Origin of the sequence: Sphingobium fuliginis, from assembly GCF_015074805.1 — a bacterium.
Classification (GTDB): Bacteria; Pseudomonadota; Alphaproteobacteria; order Sphingomonadales; family Sphingomonadaceae; genus Sphingobium; species Sphingobium fuliginis.
The window spans coordinates 830653-851428 of sequence record NZ_CP060036.1; the positions used below are offsets into that span (position 1 = coordinate 830653).

At 65.5% G+C, this 20776-nt stretch carries 13 protein-coding genes; 6 read left to right on the plus strand and 7 right to left on the minus strand.

What is annotated here, in order from left to right:
• Positions 1-34: 34 nt before the first annotated feature.
• Together H5V43_RS19885 and H5V43_RS19890 are read right to left on the minus strand one after the other, a co-directional pair.
• Positions 35-3004: a TonB-dependent receptor plug domain-containing protein gene (locus H5V43_RS19885; RefSeq protein ID WP_025549222.1), complete on the minus strand. Its 2970-nt coding sequence runs from the start codon at positions 3002-3004 to the stop codon at positions 35-37.
• 137 nt (positions 3005-3141) lie between these two features.
• Positions 3142-6186, minus strand: coding sequence for a glycosyl hydrolase family 28-related protein (locus H5V43_RS19890; RefSeq protein WP_025549224.1), 3045 nt, complete (start codon positions 6184-6186; stop codon positions 3142-3144).
• Positions 6187-6358: 172 nt separating this feature from the next.
• Between H5V43_RS19890 and H5V43_RS19895 the strand changes: the two genes are divergently transcribed.
• Positions 6359-6889 carry a gluconokinase gene (locus H5V43_RS19895; RefSeq protein ID WP_025549225.1) on the plus strand — a complete coding sequence of 177 codons (531 nt, stop codon included), beginning with the start codon at positions 6359-6361 and terminating at the stop codon, positions 6887-6889.
• Between the two features lie 6 nt (positions 6890-6895).
• Here H5V43_RS19895 and H5V43_RS19900 read toward each other — a convergent pair whose 3' ends face one another.
• Together H5V43_RS19900 and H5V43_RS19905 are read right to left on the minus strand one after the other, a co-directional pair.
• A complete protein-coding gene (locus H5V43_RS19900) occupies positions 6896-7573 on the minus strand; it encodes a FadR/GntR family transcriptional regulator (RefSeq protein WP_044661134.1) in 678 nt (225 codons plus the stop codon).
• A 42-nt stretch (positions 7574-7615) separates the two neighbouring features.
• Entirely contained in the window at positions 7616-8962 is a 1347-nt protein-coding gene (locus tag H5V43_RS19905) for a GntT/GntP/DsdX family permease (RefSeq protein WP_025549226.1), read from the minus strand.
• Positions 8963-9318: 356 nt separating this feature from the next.
• On the opposite strand from H5V43_RS19905, the gene H5V43_RS19910 reads away from it, so the two are divergent.
• The 3 genes from H5V43_RS19910 to H5V43_RS19920 all read left to right on the plus strand — a co-directional run bounded on the left by H5V43_RS19910 (position 9319) and on the right by H5V43_RS19920 (position 11756).
• A complete protein-coding gene (locus H5V43_RS19910; protein WP_025549227.1) occupies positions 9319-9615 on the plus strand; it encodes a response regulator transcription factor in 297 nt (98 codons plus the stop codon).
• A gap of 84 nt (positions 9616-9699) precedes the next feature.
• A complete protein-coding gene (locus H5V43_RS19915; protein ID WP_044662968.1) occupies positions 9700-10755 on the plus strand; it encodes a Gfo/Idh/MocA family protein in 1056 nt (351 codons plus the stop codon).
• Positions 10752-11756: an SMP-30/gluconolactonase/LRE family protein gene (locus H5V43_RS19920; RefSeq protein ID WP_044661133.1), complete on the plus strand. Its 1005-nt coding sequence runs from the start codon at positions 10752-10754 to the stop codon at positions 11754-11756. Before H5V43_RS19915 ends, H5V43_RS19920 begins: the two co-directional genes overlap by 4 nt.
• 189 nt (positions 11757-11945) lie before the next feature.
• On the opposite strand, the gene H5V43_RS19925 is transcribed toward H5V43_RS19920, so the two are convergent.
• Positions 11946-13295, minus strand: a complete 1350-nt coding sequence (locus H5V43_RS19925; protein WP_025549230.1) for a cation:proton antiporter — start codon at positions 13293-13295, stop codon at positions 11946-11948.
• A 306-nt stretch (positions 13296-13601) separates the two neighbouring features.
• Positions 13602-16499, minus strand: coding sequence for a TonB-dependent receptor plug domain-containing protein (locus tag H5V43_RS19930; RefSeq protein WP_244968694.1), 2898 nt, complete (start codon positions 16497-16499; stop codon positions 13602-13604).
• A gap of 339 nt (positions 16500-16838) precedes the next feature.
• On the opposite strand from H5V43_RS19930, the gene H5V43_RS19935 reads away from it, so the two are divergent.
• Together H5V43_RS19935 and H5V43_RS19940 are read left to right on the plus strand one after the other, a co-directional pair.
• On the plus strand, positions 16839-18083 hold the full coding sequence (locus H5V43_RS19935) for an MFS transporter (RefSeq protein WP_025549233.1): 1245 nt from the start codon (positions 16839-16841) through the stop codon (positions 18081-18083).
• A complete protein-coding gene (locus H5V43_RS19940) occupies positions 18080-19711 on the plus strand; it encodes a glycoside hydrolase family 43 protein (RefSeq protein WP_025549234.1) in 1632 nt (543 codons plus the stop codon). The genes H5V43_RS19935 and H5V43_RS19940 overlap by 4 nt, the downstream gene beginning before the upstream one ends.
• On the opposite strand, the gene H5V43_RS19945 is transcribed toward H5V43_RS19940, so the two are convergent.
• Positions 19675-20718: a LacI family DNA-binding transcriptional regulator gene (locus H5V43_RS19945; protein ID WP_044661132.1), complete on the minus strand. Its 1044-nt coding sequence runs from the start codon at positions 20716-20718 to the stop codon at positions 19675-19677. The genes H5V43_RS19940 and H5V43_RS19945 overlap by 37 nt on opposite strands.
• Positions 20719-20776 lie beyond the last annotated feature (58 nt).

A 20776-nucleotide genomic window follows, 5' to 3' on the forward strand; every position in this document is an offset into this window, starting at 1 on the left:
AAGGCCGGGACGAGGTGGGGGAGAGAGTGGCAGATCAGAAGTTGAAGCGAACCCCCGCGCGGTAGATGCGGCCCAGCGTGTCGTAGAGCGCCGGGTTGATGTCCAGGCCGGTGTTGGTCTGCGGCGCGGCGACCGGGTCCTTGTCGAACAGATTGTCCACCTTGCCGTAGATCGACAGGTTTTCGCCGAACTTGAAGGTCGCGCCGATGTCGACGTAGAAGGCGCCCTTCATCCGGTTATAGTCGATGGTCGGGTGGTTCGTGGTCGAGGCCGGGCAGGACGACTGGCAGACGACATATTGATTGCCGAAGGTGCCGTCGCTGATCCAGCGTTCCTGCACCGTGAAGCTGAACCGGCCGCTGTCGTAGGTCTGGACCGCCAGCCATTTCCAGTCCGGCGTATTGCCGTTGTTGGCGCCCGCCTGATCGACCGGGTCGACGCCCGCAATGCCCGCATTGACGATGAACTTGCGGATATGCGTGCCCAGCGCCCGGACGGTGAAGCTGCCCGGCAGGCCCAGCGGCTGCTGCCACTGATAGCTTGCCTCTATGTCGAAGCCGCTGGTCTTCCAGGAAGCGAGGTTGAAGGGCTGGACATTGACGAAATTGGTGCCCTGCGGCCCGTCGAGCTGGAAGCCGCCGCAGAAGGCCTGGTTGCCCTCGAAGCAGAAGCGGACGATCTGGTCCGCCGACAGGGTGGAGACCACGCCGCTGAGCTTGATGTTGTAATAGTCGAAGGAGAGGCTGAGGCCGGGAAGCCATGACGGCCGCGCCAGCACGATGCCGAGTTCGGTGTTGCGGGCCACTTCCGGCTTCAGATTGGTGTTGCCGATGGTGTTCTGGAACACCTGCACCGCCTGGTTGCGGAAGGGATCGTTGAAGTTGGGCAGCGTCGTCACCGTGGGCGCCGCGAAAAGTTCCGACAGGTTCGGCGCGCGCACGTCGCGCGAGGTCACGGCGCGCAGGCGGATGCCGTCGAGCGGCGTGTCCCAGGTGCCGCCGACCTTCCACGTCCAGACCGTGCCCGACGTGCTGTAGTTGGTGACGCGCGCCGCGCCGTTGAGGTTCGCGCGGCCCATGGCGTCGCTGTCGATCAGCGGCAGGTCGACTTCGAGATAGCCTTCCCACACTTCATATTTGCCGCGCCCGTTCTTGTAGTTGCCGGCCGCCCAGTTGCTGCCCAGCGTCGAATTGAGCAGCGGATCGGCCGGATAGTCGGGGCTGTTGGGGCTGAGCGGCGAAACGCCCGCGCCATAGGGATCGGCGTTCACGCGATAGAATTCGCGGCGATATTCGCCGCCGAACGCGACCGAGACCGGCCCAGCCCACAGTTCGAACGGATTGCCCGAGAAGTTGAGGCTGGCGACGTCCTGCGTCAGCTTCGTATGCTGGAACGGTCCGTTCTCATGCGGCGCGACATAGGCCAGCGCCGCATCCGAAGGGGTGAAGCCGCCGAAGATGTTGATCGGCTGGCAACCCGCCGCCCGCGCCGCCGGATCGGCGCAGACGACGGCGCCGTTGAGCGTGATCGCATTGGTTGCGGCGACATAGCGGTTCTGGAGGACGATGTCCCGCACCCTGATGTCGGAAATGGTGATGCCATGTTCATAATAGGCGTCATAGTTCCAGCCCGTTCCGCCGACGCCGATCTTGCCCTTCAGCCCGCCGACGAAGCGATATTGCCTGCGGTCGGTGTGCACCCGGGGATCGGGGAAGGCGCCGTTGCTGCTGCCGAAGCTGAATTCCGTGATGCCCGCCGTGGCGCAGCGGTCGCGCACCAGTTGCGGCAGGAACGGGTTGGCGCACTGGACGGTCAGGCTGGGCCGGTTATAGCCGGGGCTGGGCTGGTTGCTGGTCTTCACCTGCGCGACATTGACCGTCACATAGGCTTCATTGTCGTCGGCGAAGTCGTAGCCGATCCGGGTGTAGCCGTTGATGCGCTCCAGCGCCGATTTCAGAGAGGCGCCCGAACCCGGCGCGCCCGACAGGTCGCCGCCCTGGCAGAAGCTGTTGCCGCGGAAGCAGTTGCTGACCTGGCCGTTGCCGAGCGGCTGGCCGCCCGAACCATAGTTGAAATTATAGGGCGTGCCGTTCCGGTCGAAGGCGATGCCCTGCAACGGGCCGTTGTTGATGAGGCCGTAGCGCGCATATTGATAGGGCTGTGCATAGTCGCGATAGTTGAACTGCGGCAGGCCGTTGTTGAGCTGGCCGGTGTTCATCAGCGTCGTCGCGCGGTACCAGTCGCGGCTGCCGGCGAGGTCCGTGCCGAAGTCGCCGGCGCCCACGCCGCCTTCATGGTCATATTCGCCGCTCAGCACGACATGCAGGCGATCGTCGAGGAAGGACTTGCCCCAGGCCGCCTGCACCAGCGCGGTTTCATCGTCGCCATATTTGGTGATGCTGCCAAGGATATTGCCCTTGAACCCTTCGAAACGGGTGTCGGTGATGAAGTTGACGACGCCGCCGACCGCATCGGAGCCGTAGGAGGCCGACGCGCCCCCCGTCACCACGTCGACGCGCTTCACCAGAAGCTGCGGGAACATGCTGATGTCGGGAACGCCGGTGACGTTCGCGCCGACGACGCGCTGGCCGTCGAGCAAGGTCAGGGTGCGGATCGGGCCCAGGCCGCGCAGGGAGAAGGAGCTGAGGCCCTGCTGGCCGCTCGACGTGCTGAAGGTGCCGGTCGACGCGCCGGTCGATCCCTGCAACGAAGGCAATTGGGCGACGGTGTTGAAGATATTGGGCTGCGCATTGTTGGCGATCTGCTCCTCACCGATCACCGTGGTTGGCGTGGGCGCGTTGAAGCCGCTGGTCGTGATGCGCGACCCGGTGACGACGATGTCGGCATTGCGCGCCGCGCCCGCATCCTCCGTCTGCGCCTGGGGCGCGGCCGTCGGGGGCGTGGCCGCGTCCTGGGCCCGGACCGCGCCGGCCAGAGCCATGCTCGCCACCGCCGCGAGGCTGACGCCGGCCAGATGTCGATGGATTGCGATCGTCACTTTCATTGATCCTTCCCCTTTTATATCTGGCCGCCCGTTGCCGGCCGGCTGCGCCCATGCCCGGCGATGCCGCAAAGATTAGCCCCCGGCCCGCCGCGCCGCACTTACGACATAGGTCGTAGGCGCGCCGTGGCGGCGTTTTCCTACGGCTTCGCCGCGTAGAGGGCGTGGTGCGTCAGGATGAACAGCGTGCGCCTGTCCGGGCCCCCGAACAGGATCTGCAACGGACGATCGGGCACGTCGATCCGGCCGCTTTCCCTGCCGTCCGGCCCATAGACGAAGATCTGCCCGTTCGCGACATAGACGCGGCCCCGGCCGTCCACGGCCACGCTTTCCCCGCCGCGATTGGCGAAGCGGCGAAGATCGGTCAGCGCGCCGCCCGCGCCCACCGTGCCGCTATAGGTGACATTTTCCGACGCATTGGTGACGAACAGGCGCTCGCCCGGCTCGCCCGACACGAAACCATAAGCGTTGAGGCTGTCGGACCAGCGCCAGCCGCTATGGTCGACCGGCCCCTGCTGCCAGGTGCGGAAGGCGGGCAGCGACAGGCTGCCGTCCGGTGACAGATATTCCTGCGCCTTGGGCGTTCCCACGTCGCGTGCGAACATCTCCGCCAATGTGGTGAACCGATAGGTCCCGAAGTCGAGCTGGTCGCGAAACTCGCCATTGTTCCACCAGTTGACCGGCAGCAATGTCCGGGCGGCGGCGGCGTTGCGCACCGGAGTGGGCCGGATCGGCGTCATCGCATCCTTCGGCCCCGCCGGATCGAAGGAATAGACGCCCGCCTTCGGCCCCAGGGAGGACAGCACCATCACATGGCCCGATGCGTCGATGGCAAGGTTCACCGGGTCGAGCGCATGGTCGCGCACGATCTCCAGCCCCTTGTCCTCGCTCCAGCGGTGGATGCGCTGGAACCGGCGGTCGATGAAATAGAGCGCGCCCTGCGGGTCCACCGCCGCGCCGGAGATCGACCAGAAGCCGTCCTCCAGCTTATCGACCTTCGTGCCGCCGGGCGGCGGGGCGGGGATGGTGCTGCCCGCCGGTCCGATGTCGAGCTTCGCAAACTCCCTTTCCCGCACGAACAGCTTGCGAGTCACATCCTCTATCGCATTGTCGAACGGATATTTGCTCGCCCGCAGGAAGGTGCCGCAGCCTTCGTCGTCGCAGGTGGCATAGCCGCTTTCGGCGTTGATGTGGACGTTGCGGAAGCGGATGTCGCCCGAATTGGCGAGCTTCACCGCGCTTTCCTCCGGCGCATAGGTGCGCGTGACCCGATAGCCATGATAATTGGCGAACAGCAGGTTGCTGGAATTGCGGATGTCGAGCGAGATGGCGTCGGGCCCGTCGCCCACTTCCTGTTCGGTCTGGGGCGCCAGGAACTCCCAATTATGCACATTGTCGAGCACGAATTCATTGCGGGCATGATGTTCGACCGACATTTCATAGACATGGCCCGGCGTGCGGGTGTCCGTGACATAGAAACCCGCCTGCGCGAAGCTGTTGGGGCTCCACACATCGACGAAGGTGCCGCCGCCCCCGTCCGTGACCCAGATGCTGGGATATTGCGCGTCCAGCCGGTCGTCCGTGACGGGATCGCCGGTGTGGACCCGCAGGCTGCCGAGCGTCGTGCCGTCTGCGGTGGGGGTGCCGCCGCCGCCCATGATCTTGACGTCGTCCACCAGGCTGTTCTCGCCCGAGCGCCACAGCAGCGCGGAGGCGCGCGGGTTCACGCGGCCGGTGAAGAGGCCGAGGCCGGACAGGATATTGTCGCCGCCCCTGGGGCTTTCCAATATGGGGAGCACCGTGCCGAGGCCGGCATGTCCGGGATTGTTGTCCGGAATATAAAGCTGCGTGATCGCCGGGTGCAAGCCGATCAGCACGCTGTCCGGGCGCAGTTTCAACCGGTCGGTGACCTTGTAGAAGCCGGTCGGGAAATAGAGGATGCGGTGGCTGTCGATCGCCTTCTGGATCGCGGCGGTGTCGTCCGCCCTGCCGTCGCCCATCGCGCCCAGCGTGCGGACGTTGACCCATTGCGCCATATCCGGAAGGTCGCGGATGGCGGGCGTCCTGGGCGCGGGCATGGCGGGCAGCGCCTCCACCTCCGCTTCCGTCCTGTACTCGCCCGTCCGTCCGAGCGTGGGCACGGCGAGGCCGTAGGAGAAGGACGCCACCCTATAGGCCCTGCCCTTGCCGTTCACCGCCTGCCCGCTGTCGCGGAAGCGCGCGAAGACCGGGCTGTTCACCGCCAGCGCGTTTTCGAAGCCGACCTGGGTGAAGACATTCTTCTCATTGGAGATGATGACGCCCGCCTTCGACACATTTTCGAATCGGACATCCTTGCCCCACAGGCTGTCGCCATAGCCCCGGTCGATCTCGATCCCGACGGGCGTGTTGCGGATCGCGACATTGACCAGCGTCAGGTCCACCTCATGTTCCCGGATGGCGGCGTCGCGCTGGCCGTCGAAGGTGGAATCGAGCAGGGTGAACTGCCAGGCGGGCGAGGTCTTTTCCGTCACGATGCCATAGCGGCCGCCCTGGAAATGGACATTTTCGATGACGTTGCCCGCCTGATAGACGCCCGCAAAGGCGGTGCCGAGGCGGAATTCCATATGGCTGAGGAAGGCATGCTGCGCCATGCGGAAGCGCACGCCCGCCGCCGCCGGATTGCCCGGCGCGATCTCTATGTCGACATTGCTCATCGAGGAATAGAAAGTGCCTGAATTGGCGTCGCGCACCACCTTTTCGCGCGGGACGACGGTCGGCACCGGCACGGGCACCTGGCCGACATTATACTGGTCGCCGCCGCCGAAGACGATCATGGTCGACACGCCCTGCTGGAACCCGGGCGTATTGGCGCCCAGCAGGATCACGGGGCGCGTCGGCCCCACGCCATAGACGCGCACGCCCGCCGGGATCACCAGCGTGCGCGTGATGCGATAGGTGCCGGACGGCAGGAAGACGATGCCATGGCCGGTCCTGTCCCGCGCCTTGTCGAGCGCCTGCTGGATCGCCGCGCTGTCGTCCGCGCGGCCGTCGCCCTTCGCCCTGACGGTGACGGCATCGGGTTCGTCGGGGGCAAGGGGGAAGACCGAGCGGCCCGCGGAGGATGCCTGCTCCGCCTGTGCCTGTTCGGCCCCCGCCAGGGCCGTCGCCGCCAGCAGAGCCGCCATCATGGCGCGTCCGATCATCACCGTCTCCCGAGATAGTTGTCGCCTCGACCCATGGCTAAGGCCGGGGCCGGCGCTTGGCACTTGCGACAAAGGTCGTAGTTTTCATGCCTCTGCCGGCAAAGCTATAGCGAAGGGACATCGGGGCGGTGCGTCATCAGGGCGCCATCGCCCGCCTGCCAGGGACGCCATTTTGCCATCATCCGCCGATCCTGCCCCCTCCTTGCCGCTCGCCGTCATCGTCATGGGCGTCAGCGGCTGCGGCAAGTCGACGCTGGGCGCCCTGCTGGCCGAAGCGCTGGCCTGTCCCTTTCTGGAGGGCGACAGTTTCCACTCGACCGATGCGGTGGAGAAGATGCGCGGCGGGCGGGCGCTGACCGACGAGGATCGCTGGCCCTGGCTCGACCGTCTGGGGCAAGCGGCGGCGGATGCGATAGCGGCGAACGGCGCGGCGGTCCTTGCCTGCTCGGCGCTGCGCAGAAGCTATCGCGACCGGCTGCGCACGGCGATCGGCGCGCCTGTGCGTTTTGTCCTGCTGGAAAACAGCCGGGACCAGTTGCTGGCGCGCCTTTGCAACCGCCCCGGCCATTATATGCCCGCCAGCCTGCTGGACAGCCAGTTGGCGACGCTGGAACGGCCGCAGCCGGACGAGGGCGCGATGATCCTGACCACCGACACGCCGCCCGGCGCGCTGCGCGATCTGACGCTGGACTGGCTGCGCTGATTGCCTTCACGGCATCAGGCGGCGGCGTCCTTCCCACAAATGCCAGCGCATCGCGAGCGCGGCGCCCTCCGGGTCCTGGGCGCGGATCGCGTCGACGATCAGCTCATGCTCGCGCAGCATGGTCGCGATCACCTCCGGCGGGCGGGAGCGGGAGATGTCGACGCCCGCCCGCATGATCTTCTCTACATCGCCATATAGCGCATCGAAGGTGATGACGAAGGCCGGATTGCCGGTCGCTTCCGCAATGCGGCGGTGCAGTTCCATATCCTCGGCATGGGCGGGCTCGCTGGACAGCAGGGCCTGGCTCAACAGCGCCAGCCCTTCTTCGATATGCGCCATTTCATGCCCCGTCCGCCGGGTGGCGGCGAGGCGCGCGGCCTCCGCCTCCAGCACGAAGCGCACCTCATAGCTGCCGAGCGTCGTCGGCAGTTCGCTGAGCGGCATGAAGGCCGTCAGCCGTTCCGACGGGCGGCTCTTGACGAAGGAGCCGGCGCCCCGCCGCGCCTCCGTTATGCCGTCCGACGCCAGCCGCACCAAAGCTTCCCGCACGATGGCGCGGGAGACGCCGAACATCTCCGCCAGCCGCGATTCGGAGGGCAGGCGTTCACCGACCTCCAGACCTTCCGCCTTGATGATCTCGACAATGCCGGCATAGGCATGGTCGGAAAGCCGCGCCTGCGTCATCGGGACACCTGCCTGTCTGTCGAAGTCATGGCTGCCCCCTTGCTAGAAGATACTGCTCGCCGCCAGCACCAGCAGCAGGCCGACGACGGCGACGACTGTCTCCATGATCGACCAGGTCTTGAAAGTGCCGGGCATGTCGGTGCCAAGATAGCTTTTCACCAGCCAGAAACCGGGATCGTTGACGTGCGAGAAGAACAGCGAACCCGCGCCGATGGCGAGGACCATCCATTCGGGTTGCACGCCGGATGCGGCGACCAGCCCCTCCATGACGCCTGCCGTGGTGATCGTCGCCACCGTGGCTGAACCGGTCGCCAGGCGAATGCAGACGGACACGCCCCAGGCAAGCAGGATCGGGGAGATCGCGCCGCCCTGCGCCAGCCGCACCAACATGTCGGAAAGCCCCGCCGTCACCAGCACCTGCTTCAGCGCGCCGCCCGCGCCGATGGCCAGGATGATGCCCCCGGCGGGCGTCATCGCCTCCGTCCAGATGGCGTTCTGGATGCTGCGGTCGGCGATGCGTCGCCCGAACAGCAGCGGCAATGCAGCAAGCACCGCCACGAGCAGCGCGACGACCGGATCGCTGATCCAGCTCAGCCAGTGGAACAGCGTCGCCATGTCCGGCGGCATCAGCGCGACCGCCTGCCCCGCCGCGATCAGCACGACCGGCAGCAGCACGGCCGCCAGTGCGCGGCCGACGGAAGGAGTCGCGACATCGACGCGCACGGGATCGAGCAGCGGAGGACTGAGCTTCACGCCGGGCGCGGTGAAGCGGGCCAGCAGCGGGCCGGCGATGATGGCGGTGGGGATGCCGACGATCAGGCCATAGACCAGCGTCAGGCCCAGATTGGCGCCCAGCGCGTTCACGGCCAGCAACGGGCCGGGATGCGGCGGCACCAGCGCATGGACCACCGACAGGCCCGACAGGGCGGGCAGCATCAGGCGGAGCTTGGCCGTGTCGTTGTTCTGCCCATTGGGCAAGGCCGCCGCCGCCGAAGCGACGATCGGCAGCAGCAGCACCAGCCCCGTTTCGAAGAAGAGGGGCAGACCGATCACGATGGCGGTGAAAAGGCTGGCCCAGGGCGCGCCCCCAATGCCTGAAATGCGCAGCGCAGCGCGCGCGAGTCCGCCTGCGCCGTCCGACAGTTGGAGCATCGCGCCAAGGCCGAGGCCAAGCGCGACGACAAGGCCCGTGCCGCCCAGGATGGCGCCCGCGCCCTTCTCCACCGCCTTTGCGGTTTCCTCCATCGGCAGGCCCGCCAGCAGCCCCACGGTGAAGGCGCCGCAGAGCAGGCCCACGAACGGATGCAGCCGCCCCCGGATGATGAGCGTGATGGAGAGCGCGATGCCGGCAATGGCCGAGAAGATCAGCCGATAGTCCGCCGGGCTCATGCGGCGCCTGCTCCCGCACCGACGCGGGCGACCGGCGGATGAGGAGCCACCGCCGCCATAACTGATGTTAACGCCATCCTCTCCCCTCTCTTCTATATGGTGATAGGGCCATGCGGAGATCAGCCGCTGCTTAAACCTGTTAGACAGGTCATAGCCATGATTTCAGCGCAAAACCACAGATATGGGGTCGTATATCGCATTTTTCGCTTGAAGCTGTCTGACCGATTCCGGTATGTTAGCGTTATCGAATCCGACATGGCAGTGCGCGAACCGCGCTGCCTCGGCAAGCCTGGCGGAATAGGCCGGGTAGAATAGCGCCGGGCAGGACAGCGCCCGGCAAAACAGGGAGAGAGAGGATGCACATCGCGCTGGATCTGCATGACAGCCTCGGTCATCAGGATCAGAGGCCCCAGGGCATCAGGACGGCCGAACCGCCCCAGCTCACCCCCACCCAGATGAAGGTTCTGCGCTGCGTTCATTCGGGCCTGCTGAACAAGCAGATCGCCTATGAACTGGGCATGGCCGAAGCCACGGTGAAGGTTCATATGACGGCGCTGATGCGGAAGCTGAACGTCCGCAACCGCACCCAGGCGGCCATCGTCGCGCGCAATCTGGGCTGGCTGCGCCCCGCGCTTGGCCGCGCCGCCGACTGACCCCTCATTCATCCTCCAGAAAAAAGGGAGCTTCGCGTGGCGACCACTTCCCGTCGTGAAATCCTGGGCGGCCTTGGCGCCGGAATGGTTCTGGCCGGCATGGCAACGCGCGCCGGCGCGGCGCCGGCGCGCAAGATCGGCTATGCCATTGTCGGGCTGGGTTCCTACGCCACGCGCCAGATCATGCCGAACTTCGCGGGTTGCGAGCATGCGAGGCTGGTCGCCCTCGTCAGCGGCACGCCGGCCAAGCTGGACCAATATGGCGCGCAATATGGCATAGCGGCGACCCACCGCTACAGCTATGCCGATTTCGATCGCATCCGGGACAATCCGGACATCGACGTCGTCTATGTGGTGCTGCCCAACAGCATGCATGCCGAATATAGCATCCGCGCGGCGCAGGCGGGCAAGCATGTGATGTGTGAAAAGCCCATGGCCGTGTCCGTCGCGGAGTGCGAGGCGATGATCGCCGCCTGCCGCAAGGCGGGGACGAAGCTGATGATCGGCTATCGTTCGCGGTTCGAACCCTATAACCGGCTCGCCATCGAACTGGCGCGCGGCGGCCATGTCGGCCCCACCCGCCTCATCACCGCCGAACATGGTTTCCCGGCCCGGCCGGACCAGTGGCGGCTCGACCGACCGTTGTCGGGCGGCGGATCGATGATGGACATCGGCATCTACAGCCTGAACGCAGCCCGTTACCTGACCGGGGAAGAGCCGGTTTCGGTCAGCGCCGTCGAGACCACGGACAAAGCCGATCCCCGCTTCAAGACGGTGGAGGACCGCATCAGCTTCCTGCTGCGCTTTCCATCCGGCATCGTCGCCAACTGCATCTCCAGCTATAGTTCCTCCCATAATGGCTATCGCGTCATCGGCACGCAGGGCTGGATCGACATGGAACCGGCGACCCCTTATCAGGGGCAGAGCATGTCGATCCGCAAGGATGGCGTCACGACCCCGCGCACGCTCCCGCCCGCGGCCAAGAACCAGTTTGCGGGGCAGCTCGATCATATGGCCGAATGCATCGTCAACGGCACGACCCCCATCGTGCCGGGCGAGGAAGGCCTTGCCGACATGCGCGTGATCGAAGCGATCTACCGTTCGGCGGCCGAGCGGCGAGAGGTCGCCATAAGGGCATGACGTCGCGCCGGATGTTCCTGGCCGGTCTGGCGAGCCTGCCCGTCGGCGCGCGGCTGGGCGCGGCGGTGGCCGCCCCCATCGGCTCGATCCGGCGGCTCGACCCCGAACTGGACCGGATCGTCGCGCCATCCGCGTCCGTGACCGTCCTCGCCAGGGGCTATAAATGGGCCGAGGGTCCGGTCTGGGCGCCGCGGGACAATTGCCTGCTGTTCAACGATCCGCCGTCCAATATCCTGTATCGCTGGCGGCCGAAGGATGGGGTGCGTCCGTTCCTGTCGCCTTCCGGCCTGCAAGGCCCCGTGCCGCCCGGCATCAGGGAGCCGGGCCTCAACGGTCTGGCGATCGATTCCTCCGGCGCGCTGATCGCCGCGGACAGCGGCACGCGCGCCATCGTGCGAATCGACCTGCGCACGCGCGCCCGGACCATTTTGGCCGACCGGTTCCAGGGCAAGCGTTTCAACAGCCCCAATGATCTGTGCGTCGCGCCGTCGGGCATGATCTATTTCACCGACCCGCCCTATGGGCTGACGGATGGCGATAGGTCTGCGTTGCGGGAACTGGAGCATTGCGGCCTCTATGCGCTGGGTCCGGACGGAGCGCTGTCGCTGCTGGACGGCAGTCACCGCCGCCCCAATGGCGTTGCGGTATCGCCGGACGGCAGGACGCTCTATCTTGCACTGTCCGATGAGCAGCGGCCGGAGGTTCTGGCCTATTCGCTCGATGAACGCGGCTTTCCGACGGGTCAGCGCCTGTTCCACGACATGCGCGCGGAACAGGAGAAGGGCCTGCCCGGCCTGCCGGACGGCATCAAGGTTTCACGCAATGGGCATGTCTTCGCCACAGGTCCGGGGGGCGTCCACATACTCGCCCCGGACGGCAGGGCGCTGGGGCTGATCGGGACGGGCAAGTCGGTGGCGAACTGCGCGCTGGACGCCGCCGGGCGACGCCTTTTCCTCACATCCTCCGATATGCTCGCGGTCGTGCCGGTTCGGCCGGTCTAAGGTGTGTGGGGATTCAGCCCATGGCGGGCTGCAAATGACGGCTTTCTGCGCTTCCAGTGCTCACGTACTTTGAGTACGCTGCGTCGAAACGAGTCACCTGCCTCGTTTCGAGGTTCTCGAAATCCACCATTTTCGCTCCACCCTGAGCTGAATCCCCACACACCTTAGGGGCGGCTCACGACAGGGAGATCAGGCCGCGGCCCCCAGCCGACCCAATTCCCCCTCCGCCCGCGCGCGCCTTCCATAGACTATCTCGAACAGCGGCCCCGCCATCATGGTGGTGACGATCGCCATCAACACCAGCATCGAGAACAGGGCGGGTTCGATAATGCCCTTCTGAATGCCGATATTGATGATGATGAGTTCCATCAGTCCGCGCGAGTTCATCAGCGCGCCGATTCCCAGCGCGGTCCGATTATCCTCGCCCGACAGGCGCGCCGCCGCATAGCAGGCGCCGAACTTGGCAAGGATGGAGGCGACCAATATGCCGAGCGCAATGAGCAGGAAGGAAAGCGAATTCACCATGTCGAGGCGCGTGTTCAACCCGGAATAGGTGAAGAACATCGGCAGCAAGATGACGACGGCCAACGGTTCGACCTTCTTCCTCAGTTCCTCCACGAACAAACCGCGCGGCATGAATACGCCCAGGATGAAGCCGCCGAATATGCCGTGAATGCCGATCGCGTCCATGATGAAGGCGGACAGGCAGAACAGCGCCAGCGTGATCGCCAGCACGGTCATGCTCATTTCGCCCTGCGCCTCTACCGCGCGCCCCAGCGGCGCAAGCAGGCGCCGACCGAACAGCAGCAGGAAACCGACATAGAGGAAGGCGCCGACGATCGCCAGAACGGCAACGCCGCTGCCGCCGCCGAACAGGGCGAGCACCACGGCCAGCACGCACCAGGATGCGGCGTCGTCGAACGCCCCGGCCGTCAGCGAAAGGGTTCCGAGCGGGCTGTCGGCAAGGCCGCGTTCGTTGATGATCCGCGCCAGCATCGGAAAGGCGGTCAGGGCAATGCATGCGCCCATGAAGAGCGTCGCGCTGCCCTGACCTATGCCCTCCGCGAAAAGGCCGGGAACGGTGACAAGCCAGGGCGTGATCAGGATCGCGATGACGAAAGGCGCGAACAGCCCCGCGCCCGACACCATCGCCGCGTTCCGGGCCTTCGACTGGAAATGATCCAGGCGCAGCGTCAGGCCGACGAGGAACATGTAAAGCGCCACGCCGAACTGCGCGCCGGCGTATAGCACATTGTTGGTTTCCCTGGGAAAGATCATCGCCTGCAGGTCGGGCGCGACGACGCCGAACAGCGAGGGCCCCAGGATCACGCCGGCGATCATTTCCCCGACTACCTGGGGCTGCGCCAGGAATTTGCGGCAGAACCAGCCCACCCCCCGGCAGGCGAGGACGATGAGCGCGAGTTGCAGGAAGAAATGGATGCTGTAGTCGCCGGGAGCGAAACTCAGCAGCTTCGCGCTGACCGGCGGCCCGTGGGGCGCCAATATGTTCGTCAGCGACGGAAAAATATCCCCTGCCATCCCACCCTCTCGCCTCTTATTTTGGGAGCGCTACCACATATTCCCGGTGGAAGGAAGGGATTGCGCGCTTGACGGCCCGGCGCAAGCGGCCCGATGCCGCGGAAGAAGAGGGAGGAGAGGCATGGGGCAAGGCGGGGGAAGGGGAAAACCGCCGCTGCCCTGGCCCAGGCAAAGCTCTGGACGCAAACCTCTCCCCAGTTCATCGCCATGCTGCCGGTGTCGCTTCGACCCCGACAGCATGGTCTTCATTCAGACGTTGACCTGGTCATGAGCAGAAGACCGGTTCCCGATTTCCCGCACCATGTCCTAGAAACGGAAACGAACGCCTGCCCGATACATGCGCCCGACGACATCGTAGAGCGCGGGATTGACGAAGAATGGCGACTTGGCCGGATCGCGATCGAACAGGTTGTCGACCTTGAAATAGGCGGTCACCTGCGGCGTGACATTATAGGTGCCGCCAATGTCCATGTAGAAGGCGCCGGGCATGAAATTCTGGTCGATGGTCGGATGATTGTTGGTGGACGCAGGGCAGGTGCCCGGCTGGCAAACCACATATTGGTGGCCCAGCACGCCGTCGCTGAACCAGCGCTCCTGGATCATGAACGAGAATTTCTCATTCTCGTAGCTCTGGATCGACAGGAACTTCCAGTCGGGCGTGTTGCCGGTATTGACGCCCGCGCTGTCGACCGGGATCGTGCCGATCAGGCCGGAGTCCGTCACGAACTTGCTGACATGCGTCGCAAGGCCGCGCAGGGTCAGGGTGCCCGGCAGGCCCAGAGGCTGCCGCCACTGGTAGCTCGCCTCTATGTCGAACCCGCTGGTATCGATCGACGCCAGGTTGAACGCCTGCACATTGATGAAGTTCGGCCCCTGCTGGTTGTTCAGGTTGAACGCGCTGCAGGTTTCGGGACGGACATTCTGGAAGCAAAGGTTGACGATGTCGCCCGCGCCCAGGCTGGAGATGACGTCCTTGATCTTGATCTTGTAATAATCGAACGAAACGCTGAGGCCCGGCAGCCAGGACGCGCCGGAAAAGGCGATGCCCGCCGTCGTGTTGCGCGCCGTTTCCGGACGCAGGTTCGGGTTGCCGATGCTGTTCTGGATCGCGAGCACATTGACGCCCCGAAACGGGTCGAAGAAATTGGGCAATGTCGTGGTGACCGGCGCGGCGAACAGTTCCGACAGGTTGGGCGCGCGGACGTCCTTGGACGTCACGCCGCGCAGGCGGAATCCTTCGATCGGGAGGTTCCATGTGCCGCCGACCTTCCATGCCCAGATGGTGCCGGACGTGCTGTAGTCGGTCACGCGCACCGCGCCGTTGATGTTGGCGCGACCGAGCGCGTCGCTGTTGAGGACCGGCAGATCGGCCTCGAAAAAGGCTTCCTTCACGCCATAGGCGCCGCCGCCGCTCTTGTAATTGCCGGCGTACCAGTTGTTGCCGCCGGGCAGCAGCGTGGGATCGAACGGATAGTCGGGTTCGCTCGGCTGGAAATTGGTGCCGACGCCATAGGGATCGGCCTTCACGCGATAGAATTCATGGCGATATTCGCCGCCGAAGGCGATCGACAGCGGCCCGGCCCACAGTTCCACCGGCGAACCGGAGATGTTGATGCTGACCACGTCCTGCGTCTGGCGGGTCCGCTGGCGGGGTCCGTTCTCCGGCATGATATAGGCGAGCGCAGCCGCCGACGGGTTGCCGCCGAAGATGTTGAGCGGCTGGCATCCGTTCGCCCGCGCCGCGGCGCTGGCGCACACCACCGCGCCGTTCAGCGTGGTTGCGTTGATCGCGTCGTTGAAGCGGTTGGTGAGCAGGATGTTCGACACATCGATGTCGGTATAGTTCGTGCCGCGCTCATAATAATTGTCGTACGACCATTCGGTGCCCAGGAAGTCGAACTGACCCTTGGCGCCGATCACCGCGCGATACTGGCGGCGGTCGGTGTTGACCTGCGTGTTGCCCAGCGCGGCGTTGCTGGTGCCATAGCCGAAGCTGGTGATGCCCGCCGTCGCGCAGGCCGCCTTGATCGACGCCGGCACGAACGGATTGGCGCACTGGATCGTCAGGCCCGGCTTGTTCATGCCGCCCACAGGCTGGTTCTGCGTCTTCACCTGGCCGAAGTTGAAGGTGAAGTAGAGTTCGTCATTGTCGGCAAAGTCGAAGCCGAGGCGTGCATAAGTGTTGATGCGTTCGATGGACGACTGGAGCGAACGGCCCGCATCGACATTGCCCGACAGGTCTCCGCCAAGGCAGAAGCCGGGAAAGCAGCCGCGCACATTGGTCGTGCCGTCACGCGCGGGGACGCCGTTCGATCCATAGTTGAACTGGAACGGGTTGCCGTTCTGGTCGAACGCCGTGCCCTGCAGCGGGCCGGAGGTGATGAGGCCATATTTGGTGTAGTTATAGGCCTGCGCATAATCGCGCAGCACATAGCGCGGCGATCCGTCATTGATGACGCCACGGTCGATCAGGCTGGTCTGCTTGAACCAGTCGCGGCCGCCGGCCAGGCCGATGCCCCAGTCGCCGCCGCCCACGCCGTCTTCATTGGCATATTCGCCGCTGACGACCAGATGCGCGCGATCGTCCAGGAAGCTGGTGCCGGCCGCAAGCTGGACGAGCACCTGTTCATTGTCGTCATATTTGCTGATGCCGCCCTGGATATTGCCCTTCAGCCCCTTGAAGCGGGTGTCGGTGATGAAGTTGACGACGCCGCCCACGGCGTCCGATCCGTAGGAGGCCGACGCACCGCCATTCACCACGTCGACGCGCTGGATCAGCAATTGCGGGAACAGGCTGACGTCGGGAACGCCGGTCACGTTTGCGCCGACAACCCGCTGGCCATCGATCAGCGTCAGGGTACGGATCGCGCCCACGCCGCGCAGCGAGAAGGAACTGAGGCCCTGCTGGCCGCTTGAGGTGCTGAAGGTGTTGACCGTGGTGCCGCTTGAGCCCTGAAGCGACGGCAACTGGGCAATGGTGGTGAAGATGTTGGGCTGCGCATTGGCCTGAATCGACGTTTCATCGATCACGGTCGTGGGCGTCGGCGCGGTATAGCCGCTGGCCTTGATGCGCGATCCGGTGACCACGATGTCCGAAGTGCTGGCGCGCTCTTCGCCATTCTGGGGCGCCGAAGCCTGGCTCGCCGCCTGAGCGAAAGCGGGCGCATGGACAAGGCCGATGCCGAGCGCGACCATGCTTGCCATGGCGCAACCCGCGCGCATCAAACGGCGTTGAAACTGGAAATCCGACATCCTGCTCTCCCCAATAAAATGATGCTTTGCATCTGAATGCGGGGCTGTCGCCCCGGCCGCGCGCCTTCACCGTCAAACGATAACAAGGAATCGACTGATTTTTAGTTAGCGCTAACAATGCCTATTGATTGGAGGAGGATTATTGTCAATACTCATACAAGATTATCGGGAGGGGATGTTGCTTTCGAACCACAAATGCCGCCGCCATGCCATGTCCGTGCAGGACGGCGGCCCGGCTCCCATCGCCCGAAAACCCAGGCGATTTCGCGGCTCGCGCTGGAGCAGGCCGCCATGTTGACGCTGGTCGGCAAGTTCCGCTGGACGATCATCGGCCTGTTTGTGGGCGCGATGGTCATCAATTATCTGTCGCGTTCCGTGCTGGGCGTTGCCGCGCCCGTGATCCTTGCCGAACAGAAGATCAGCAACGTCGAATATGGCTGGATAACCGGCGCCTTCCAACTGGGCGTGATGCTCCAGCCGGCGGCCGGCTATTTCCTTGACAGCGTAGGGCTGCGCATTGGCTTCGCCATATGCGTCGCGGTCTGGTCGCTGGTCACCATGGCGCATGGCCTTGTGAATGGCTGGTTCGGATTCGCCGCGCTGCGCGGGCTGCTCGGCCTGGCGGAAGGATCGGCCCAGCCCGCCGGCCAGAAGCTGGTGGCGGAATGGTTCCCCTCCAGGGAACGCGGCATCGCGGGCGGCATCTACAATATCGGCGCTTCCTTCGGCGCGGTCTTCGCCCCGCCGCTCGTCGCCTGGGCCGTCATGGTGCATAGCTGGCGGCTGGCCTTCGTCGTGGCGGGGGGCATAGGCCTCATCTGGTCGGTCCTCTGGTTCCTCCATTACAACAGCCCGATGAGGCACCGGCGGCTGAGTCAGGCGGAGCGCGACTATATCCTGAACAACCAGGAACAGCGCCTGGCCGCTCGCGCCGAAAAACCCGCTGTGCTCGCCCTTGCGCGGCGGCGCGACCTTTGGGGCATAGCGCTTCCCCGCCTGCTGGCCGATCCGGTCTGGGGCATGCTGTCCTTCTGGATGCCGCTCTACCTTGCGCGCGTGCGCGGCTTCGATCTTGGGCAAATCGCGCTGTTCGCCTGGCTGCCCTTCCTGGCCGCCGACCTTGGATGCCTGTTCGGCCCGGCCGTCGTCGCCTTCCTCCAGCGCAGGGGGATCGACCTTGTCGATGCGCGGCGCTGGGCCTTCACGCTTGGCGCCCTGTTGATGACCGGCATGGCCTTTGTCGGCTTTGCCACCAATCCCTATGCGGCGATCGCCCTGCTCTGCCTTGGCGGCTTCGCCCATCAGACCCTGTCGGTGACGGTCATCACCATGGCGTCCGACCTGTTCGCTAGGAATGAGGTGGCGACCGCCGCCGGCATGGCGGGCCTGGCCGGGAATCTGGGCGTGCTGGTCTTTTCCCTTTCCCTTGGGCAGATGGTCGACCGGGTCGGCTATGAGCCCTTTTTCATCCTGCTCGGCGTGCTCGACCTGGTCGGCGCCGCCATATTGTGGACGCTGGTGCGCAAGCCTCGATGACAAACATTTCCAACCCCATTTTGCGGGGCTTCAATCCTGATCCGTCGATCGTGCGCGTGGGCGACGATTTCTACATCGCGACATCCACCTTCGAATGGTATCCGGGCGTGCAGATCCACCACAGCCGCGACCTGGTGAACTGGCGGCTCGTCGCTCGCCCGCTCGACCGCGCGGCGCAGCTCGACATGCGCGGCGATCCCGACGGCTGCGGCGTGTGGGCCCCGGACCTCAGCCATGCGGACGGCCGCTTCTGGCTGGTCTTCACGGACGTCAAGCGTTACGGCGCCACTACCGTTCAGGGGGCGAAGGGCATGTCGTTGCGCGACTTCCCCAATTATGTCGTCACCTGCGAAACGGTCGACGGCATATGGTCGGACGCGGTGCACCTCAACAGCAGCGGTTTCGACCCGGCGCTATTCCATGACGATGACGGGCGCAGCTGGATGCTCAACATGCTGTGGGACCACCGGCCCGGCCATGGCCGGTTCGCCGGCATACAGGCGCAGGAACTGGACCGCGCGGCGCTGAAGCTGGTCGGCGAACCGACGCTGATCTTCAGGGGCACGGAGCGCGGCTTTACCGAAGGGCCGCATCTCTACAAGCATGGCGGCTTCTATCATCTGCTGGTCGCCGAAGGGGGCACGGGCTGGGATCATGCCGTCGTCATGGCGCGCGCGCCCGACCTGCTCGGCCCCTATGAAGTGCATCCGGATGGAGCCATATTGACCAGCGCGGGCCGCAAGGACGTGCCCATCGCCCGCGCCGGCCACGGCGATCTGGTGGAACTGGCGGATGGCAGCACCTGGCTGGCCTATCTGTGCGGCCGTCCCCTGCCGGGGCGCGAACGCTGCATCATGGGCCGCGAAACCGCGATACAACCGATGCTGTGGGGCGAGGATGGCTGGCTGCGCACCGTCAACGGGGACGCGCAGCCCGACCGGACGCCGCCTGCGCCGGACCTGCCGCCCGCCCCATGGGACATCGAACGCTGGGACGGCCGCTTCGACCTTCCCCAACTGCCGCAGGACCTGCAATGGCTGCGCAGCCCCGCCCCGGAACGGCTGTTCAGCCTGACGGTCCGGCCCGGCTTCCTGCGTCTTTACGGGCGTGAAACGGTCGGCAGCCTGTTCGAGCAGGCGCTGGTGGCGCGGCGGCAGACCGCCTTCCGCTTCACCGCGACGACCTCGCTCTCCTTCGAGCCCCGCAGCTTCCAGCAGGCGGCGGGCCTCATCTATTATTATAACAGCACCAAATTCTATTATCTGTGCGTCAGCGCCGAGGAAGGCCGGCGGCAGCTCCAGATCCTCTCCGCTTCGCCCGAAAATCCGGAGGGCAACAGATTCGACATCGTCGCAGACCGGCTGCCCGACGGCGCGATCGATCTGCGCGCCGCCGTGGATGGCGACCGGCTGCGCTTCGCCTGGCGGCCCGATGGGGAGGACTGGCATATCCTTCCGGATGTCCACGACGCCAGCATCCTGTCGGACGAAGTCACCCACCCCGGCCTGCCCAACTTCACCGGCGCCTTCATCGGCATGGCCTGCCAGGACCTGTCGGGCCAGGCCCATCCGGCGGATTTCGCCAGCTTCGTCTATGTGGAGGAAGAGCTCGGCGCTCCGGTGGACTGACGCTGCACGATCCGATGCTCCAGAATCCTCTCGCGGGGAACGCGGGAACGGCGGGCGCCCGCCGCGATCTGAGCCACCAACAGGTTAAGGGCCTCCGCCGCCAGATCCCGCACCGGCTGGTGCACGGTCGTCAGCGGCGGCCACAGCGTCTGGGCGGCTGTGGTATCGTCAAACCCCACGACGGTCAGTTCCGCCGGAACGTCCAGATGGCGCCGGTGCGCCACGGACACGACGGCCGCCGCCATGTCGTCATTGCTCGCGAAGATCGCCGTGGGCGGACTGGCCGCGCCCAGCAACTGCTCGGCAGCGGCGAGGCCGGACATATAGGTGAAATCGCCCTGCGCGACCTGCACCTCCACCCCGCCCCGTTCCCGGACGGCGGCGTAGAAGCCAGCCATGCGTTCGGCGCTTGCCGCCTGATCGGGATTGCCAAGGATGAACCCCAGTCGGCGATGCCCCATGTCCAGCAGCAACCCGGTCATTTGATAGGCCGCGGCCCGATCGTCGATGCGCACGCAAATCGTATCGGGGGACTGATATGCGCCCACCGCCGCCATGACGCAGCCTCTGGCCCGCAGGACGCGAAGCACATCCGGCGCTTCACCCAGCGGCGGAGCGAGCAGCACGCCGCTGATCCCCGATTCGATCCAGTCTTCCAGCGCGGCGGCGGACGGAGCGCGCCCCCCTTCCCCCTTCAGCAGCACAAGCCGCGCGCTGCAGGCGGACGCTTCCTCGAACACCCCTGTCAGAAATTCGCTCATGAACGCGGCGCTGGGATTGGAATAGATCACGCCGATGCGCAGTTCGCTGGACGTCACCAGGCTGCGGGCCGCGACGTTCGGCGTGTAAGCCAACGCCTTGATCGCCTCCTCCACCACCGCGCGCGCCTGTGCGCTCACGCCCGCGCGCCCATTGATGACGCGCGACACCGTCATCGACGACACGCCCGCCCGCGCCGCCACATCGACGATCGTCGCCCCGCGCGCCGGACGCTCCGGTTTCGCCATGCCCACCCCATGTCTTCGACAAACCCAAAACGGTGATCTAAGCCAAGGATCGCCTGCG

Excerpts from the sequence above, each read along its gene's own strand:
- H5V43_RS19885 (WP_025549222.1), bottom strand. The coding sequence starts at position 3,004 with ATGAAAGTGACGATCGCAATCCATCGACATCTGGCCGGCGTCAGCCTC.
- H5V43_RS19935 (WP_025549233.1), top strand. The coding sequence starts at position 16,839 with ATGTTGACGCTGGTCGGCAAGTTCCGCTGGACGATCATCGGCCTGTTT.
- H5V43_RS19940 (WP_025549234.1), top strand. The coding sequence starts at position 18,080 with ATGACAAACATTTCCAACCCCATTTTGCGGGGCTTCAATCCTGATCCG.
- H5V43_RS19890 (WP_025549224.1), bottom strand. The coding sequence starts at position 6,186 with ATGATCGGACGCGCCATGATGGCGGCTCTGCTGGCGGCGACGGCCCTG.
- H5V43_RS19905 (WP_025549226.1), bottom strand. The coding sequence starts at position 8,962 with ATGAGCCCGGCGGACTATCGGCTGATCTTCTCGGCCATTGCCGGCATC.
- H5V43_RS19925 (WP_025549230.1), bottom strand. The coding sequence starts at position 13,295 with ATGGCAGGGGATATTTTTCCGTCGCTGACGAACATATTGGCGCCCCAC.
- H5V43_RS19910 (WP_025549227.1), top strand. The coding sequence starts at position 9,319 with ATGCACATCGCGCTGGATCTGCATGACAGCCTCGGTCATCAGGATCAG.
- H5V43_RS19930 (WP_244968694.1), bottom strand. The coding sequence starts at position 16,499 with ATGGCAAGCATGGTCGCGCTCGGCATCGGCCTTGTCCATGCGCCCGCT.
- H5V43_RS19945 (WP_044661132.1), bottom strand. The coding sequence starts at position 20,718 with ATGGCGAAACCGGAGCGTCCGGCGCGCGGGGCGACGATCGTCGATGTG.
- H5V43_RS19915 (WP_044662968.1), top strand. The coding sequence starts at position 9,700 with ATGGTTCTGGCCGGCATGGCAACGCGCGCCGGCGCGGCGCCGGCGCGC.
- H5V43_RS19920 (WP_044661133.1), top strand. The coding sequence starts at position 10,752 with ATGACGTCGCGCCGGATGTTCCTGGCCGGTCTGGCGAGCCTGCCCGTC.
- H5V43_RS19900 (WP_044661134.1), bottom strand. The coding sequence starts at position 7,573 with ATGACGCAGGCGCGGCTTTCCGACCATGCCTATGCCGGCATTGTCGAG.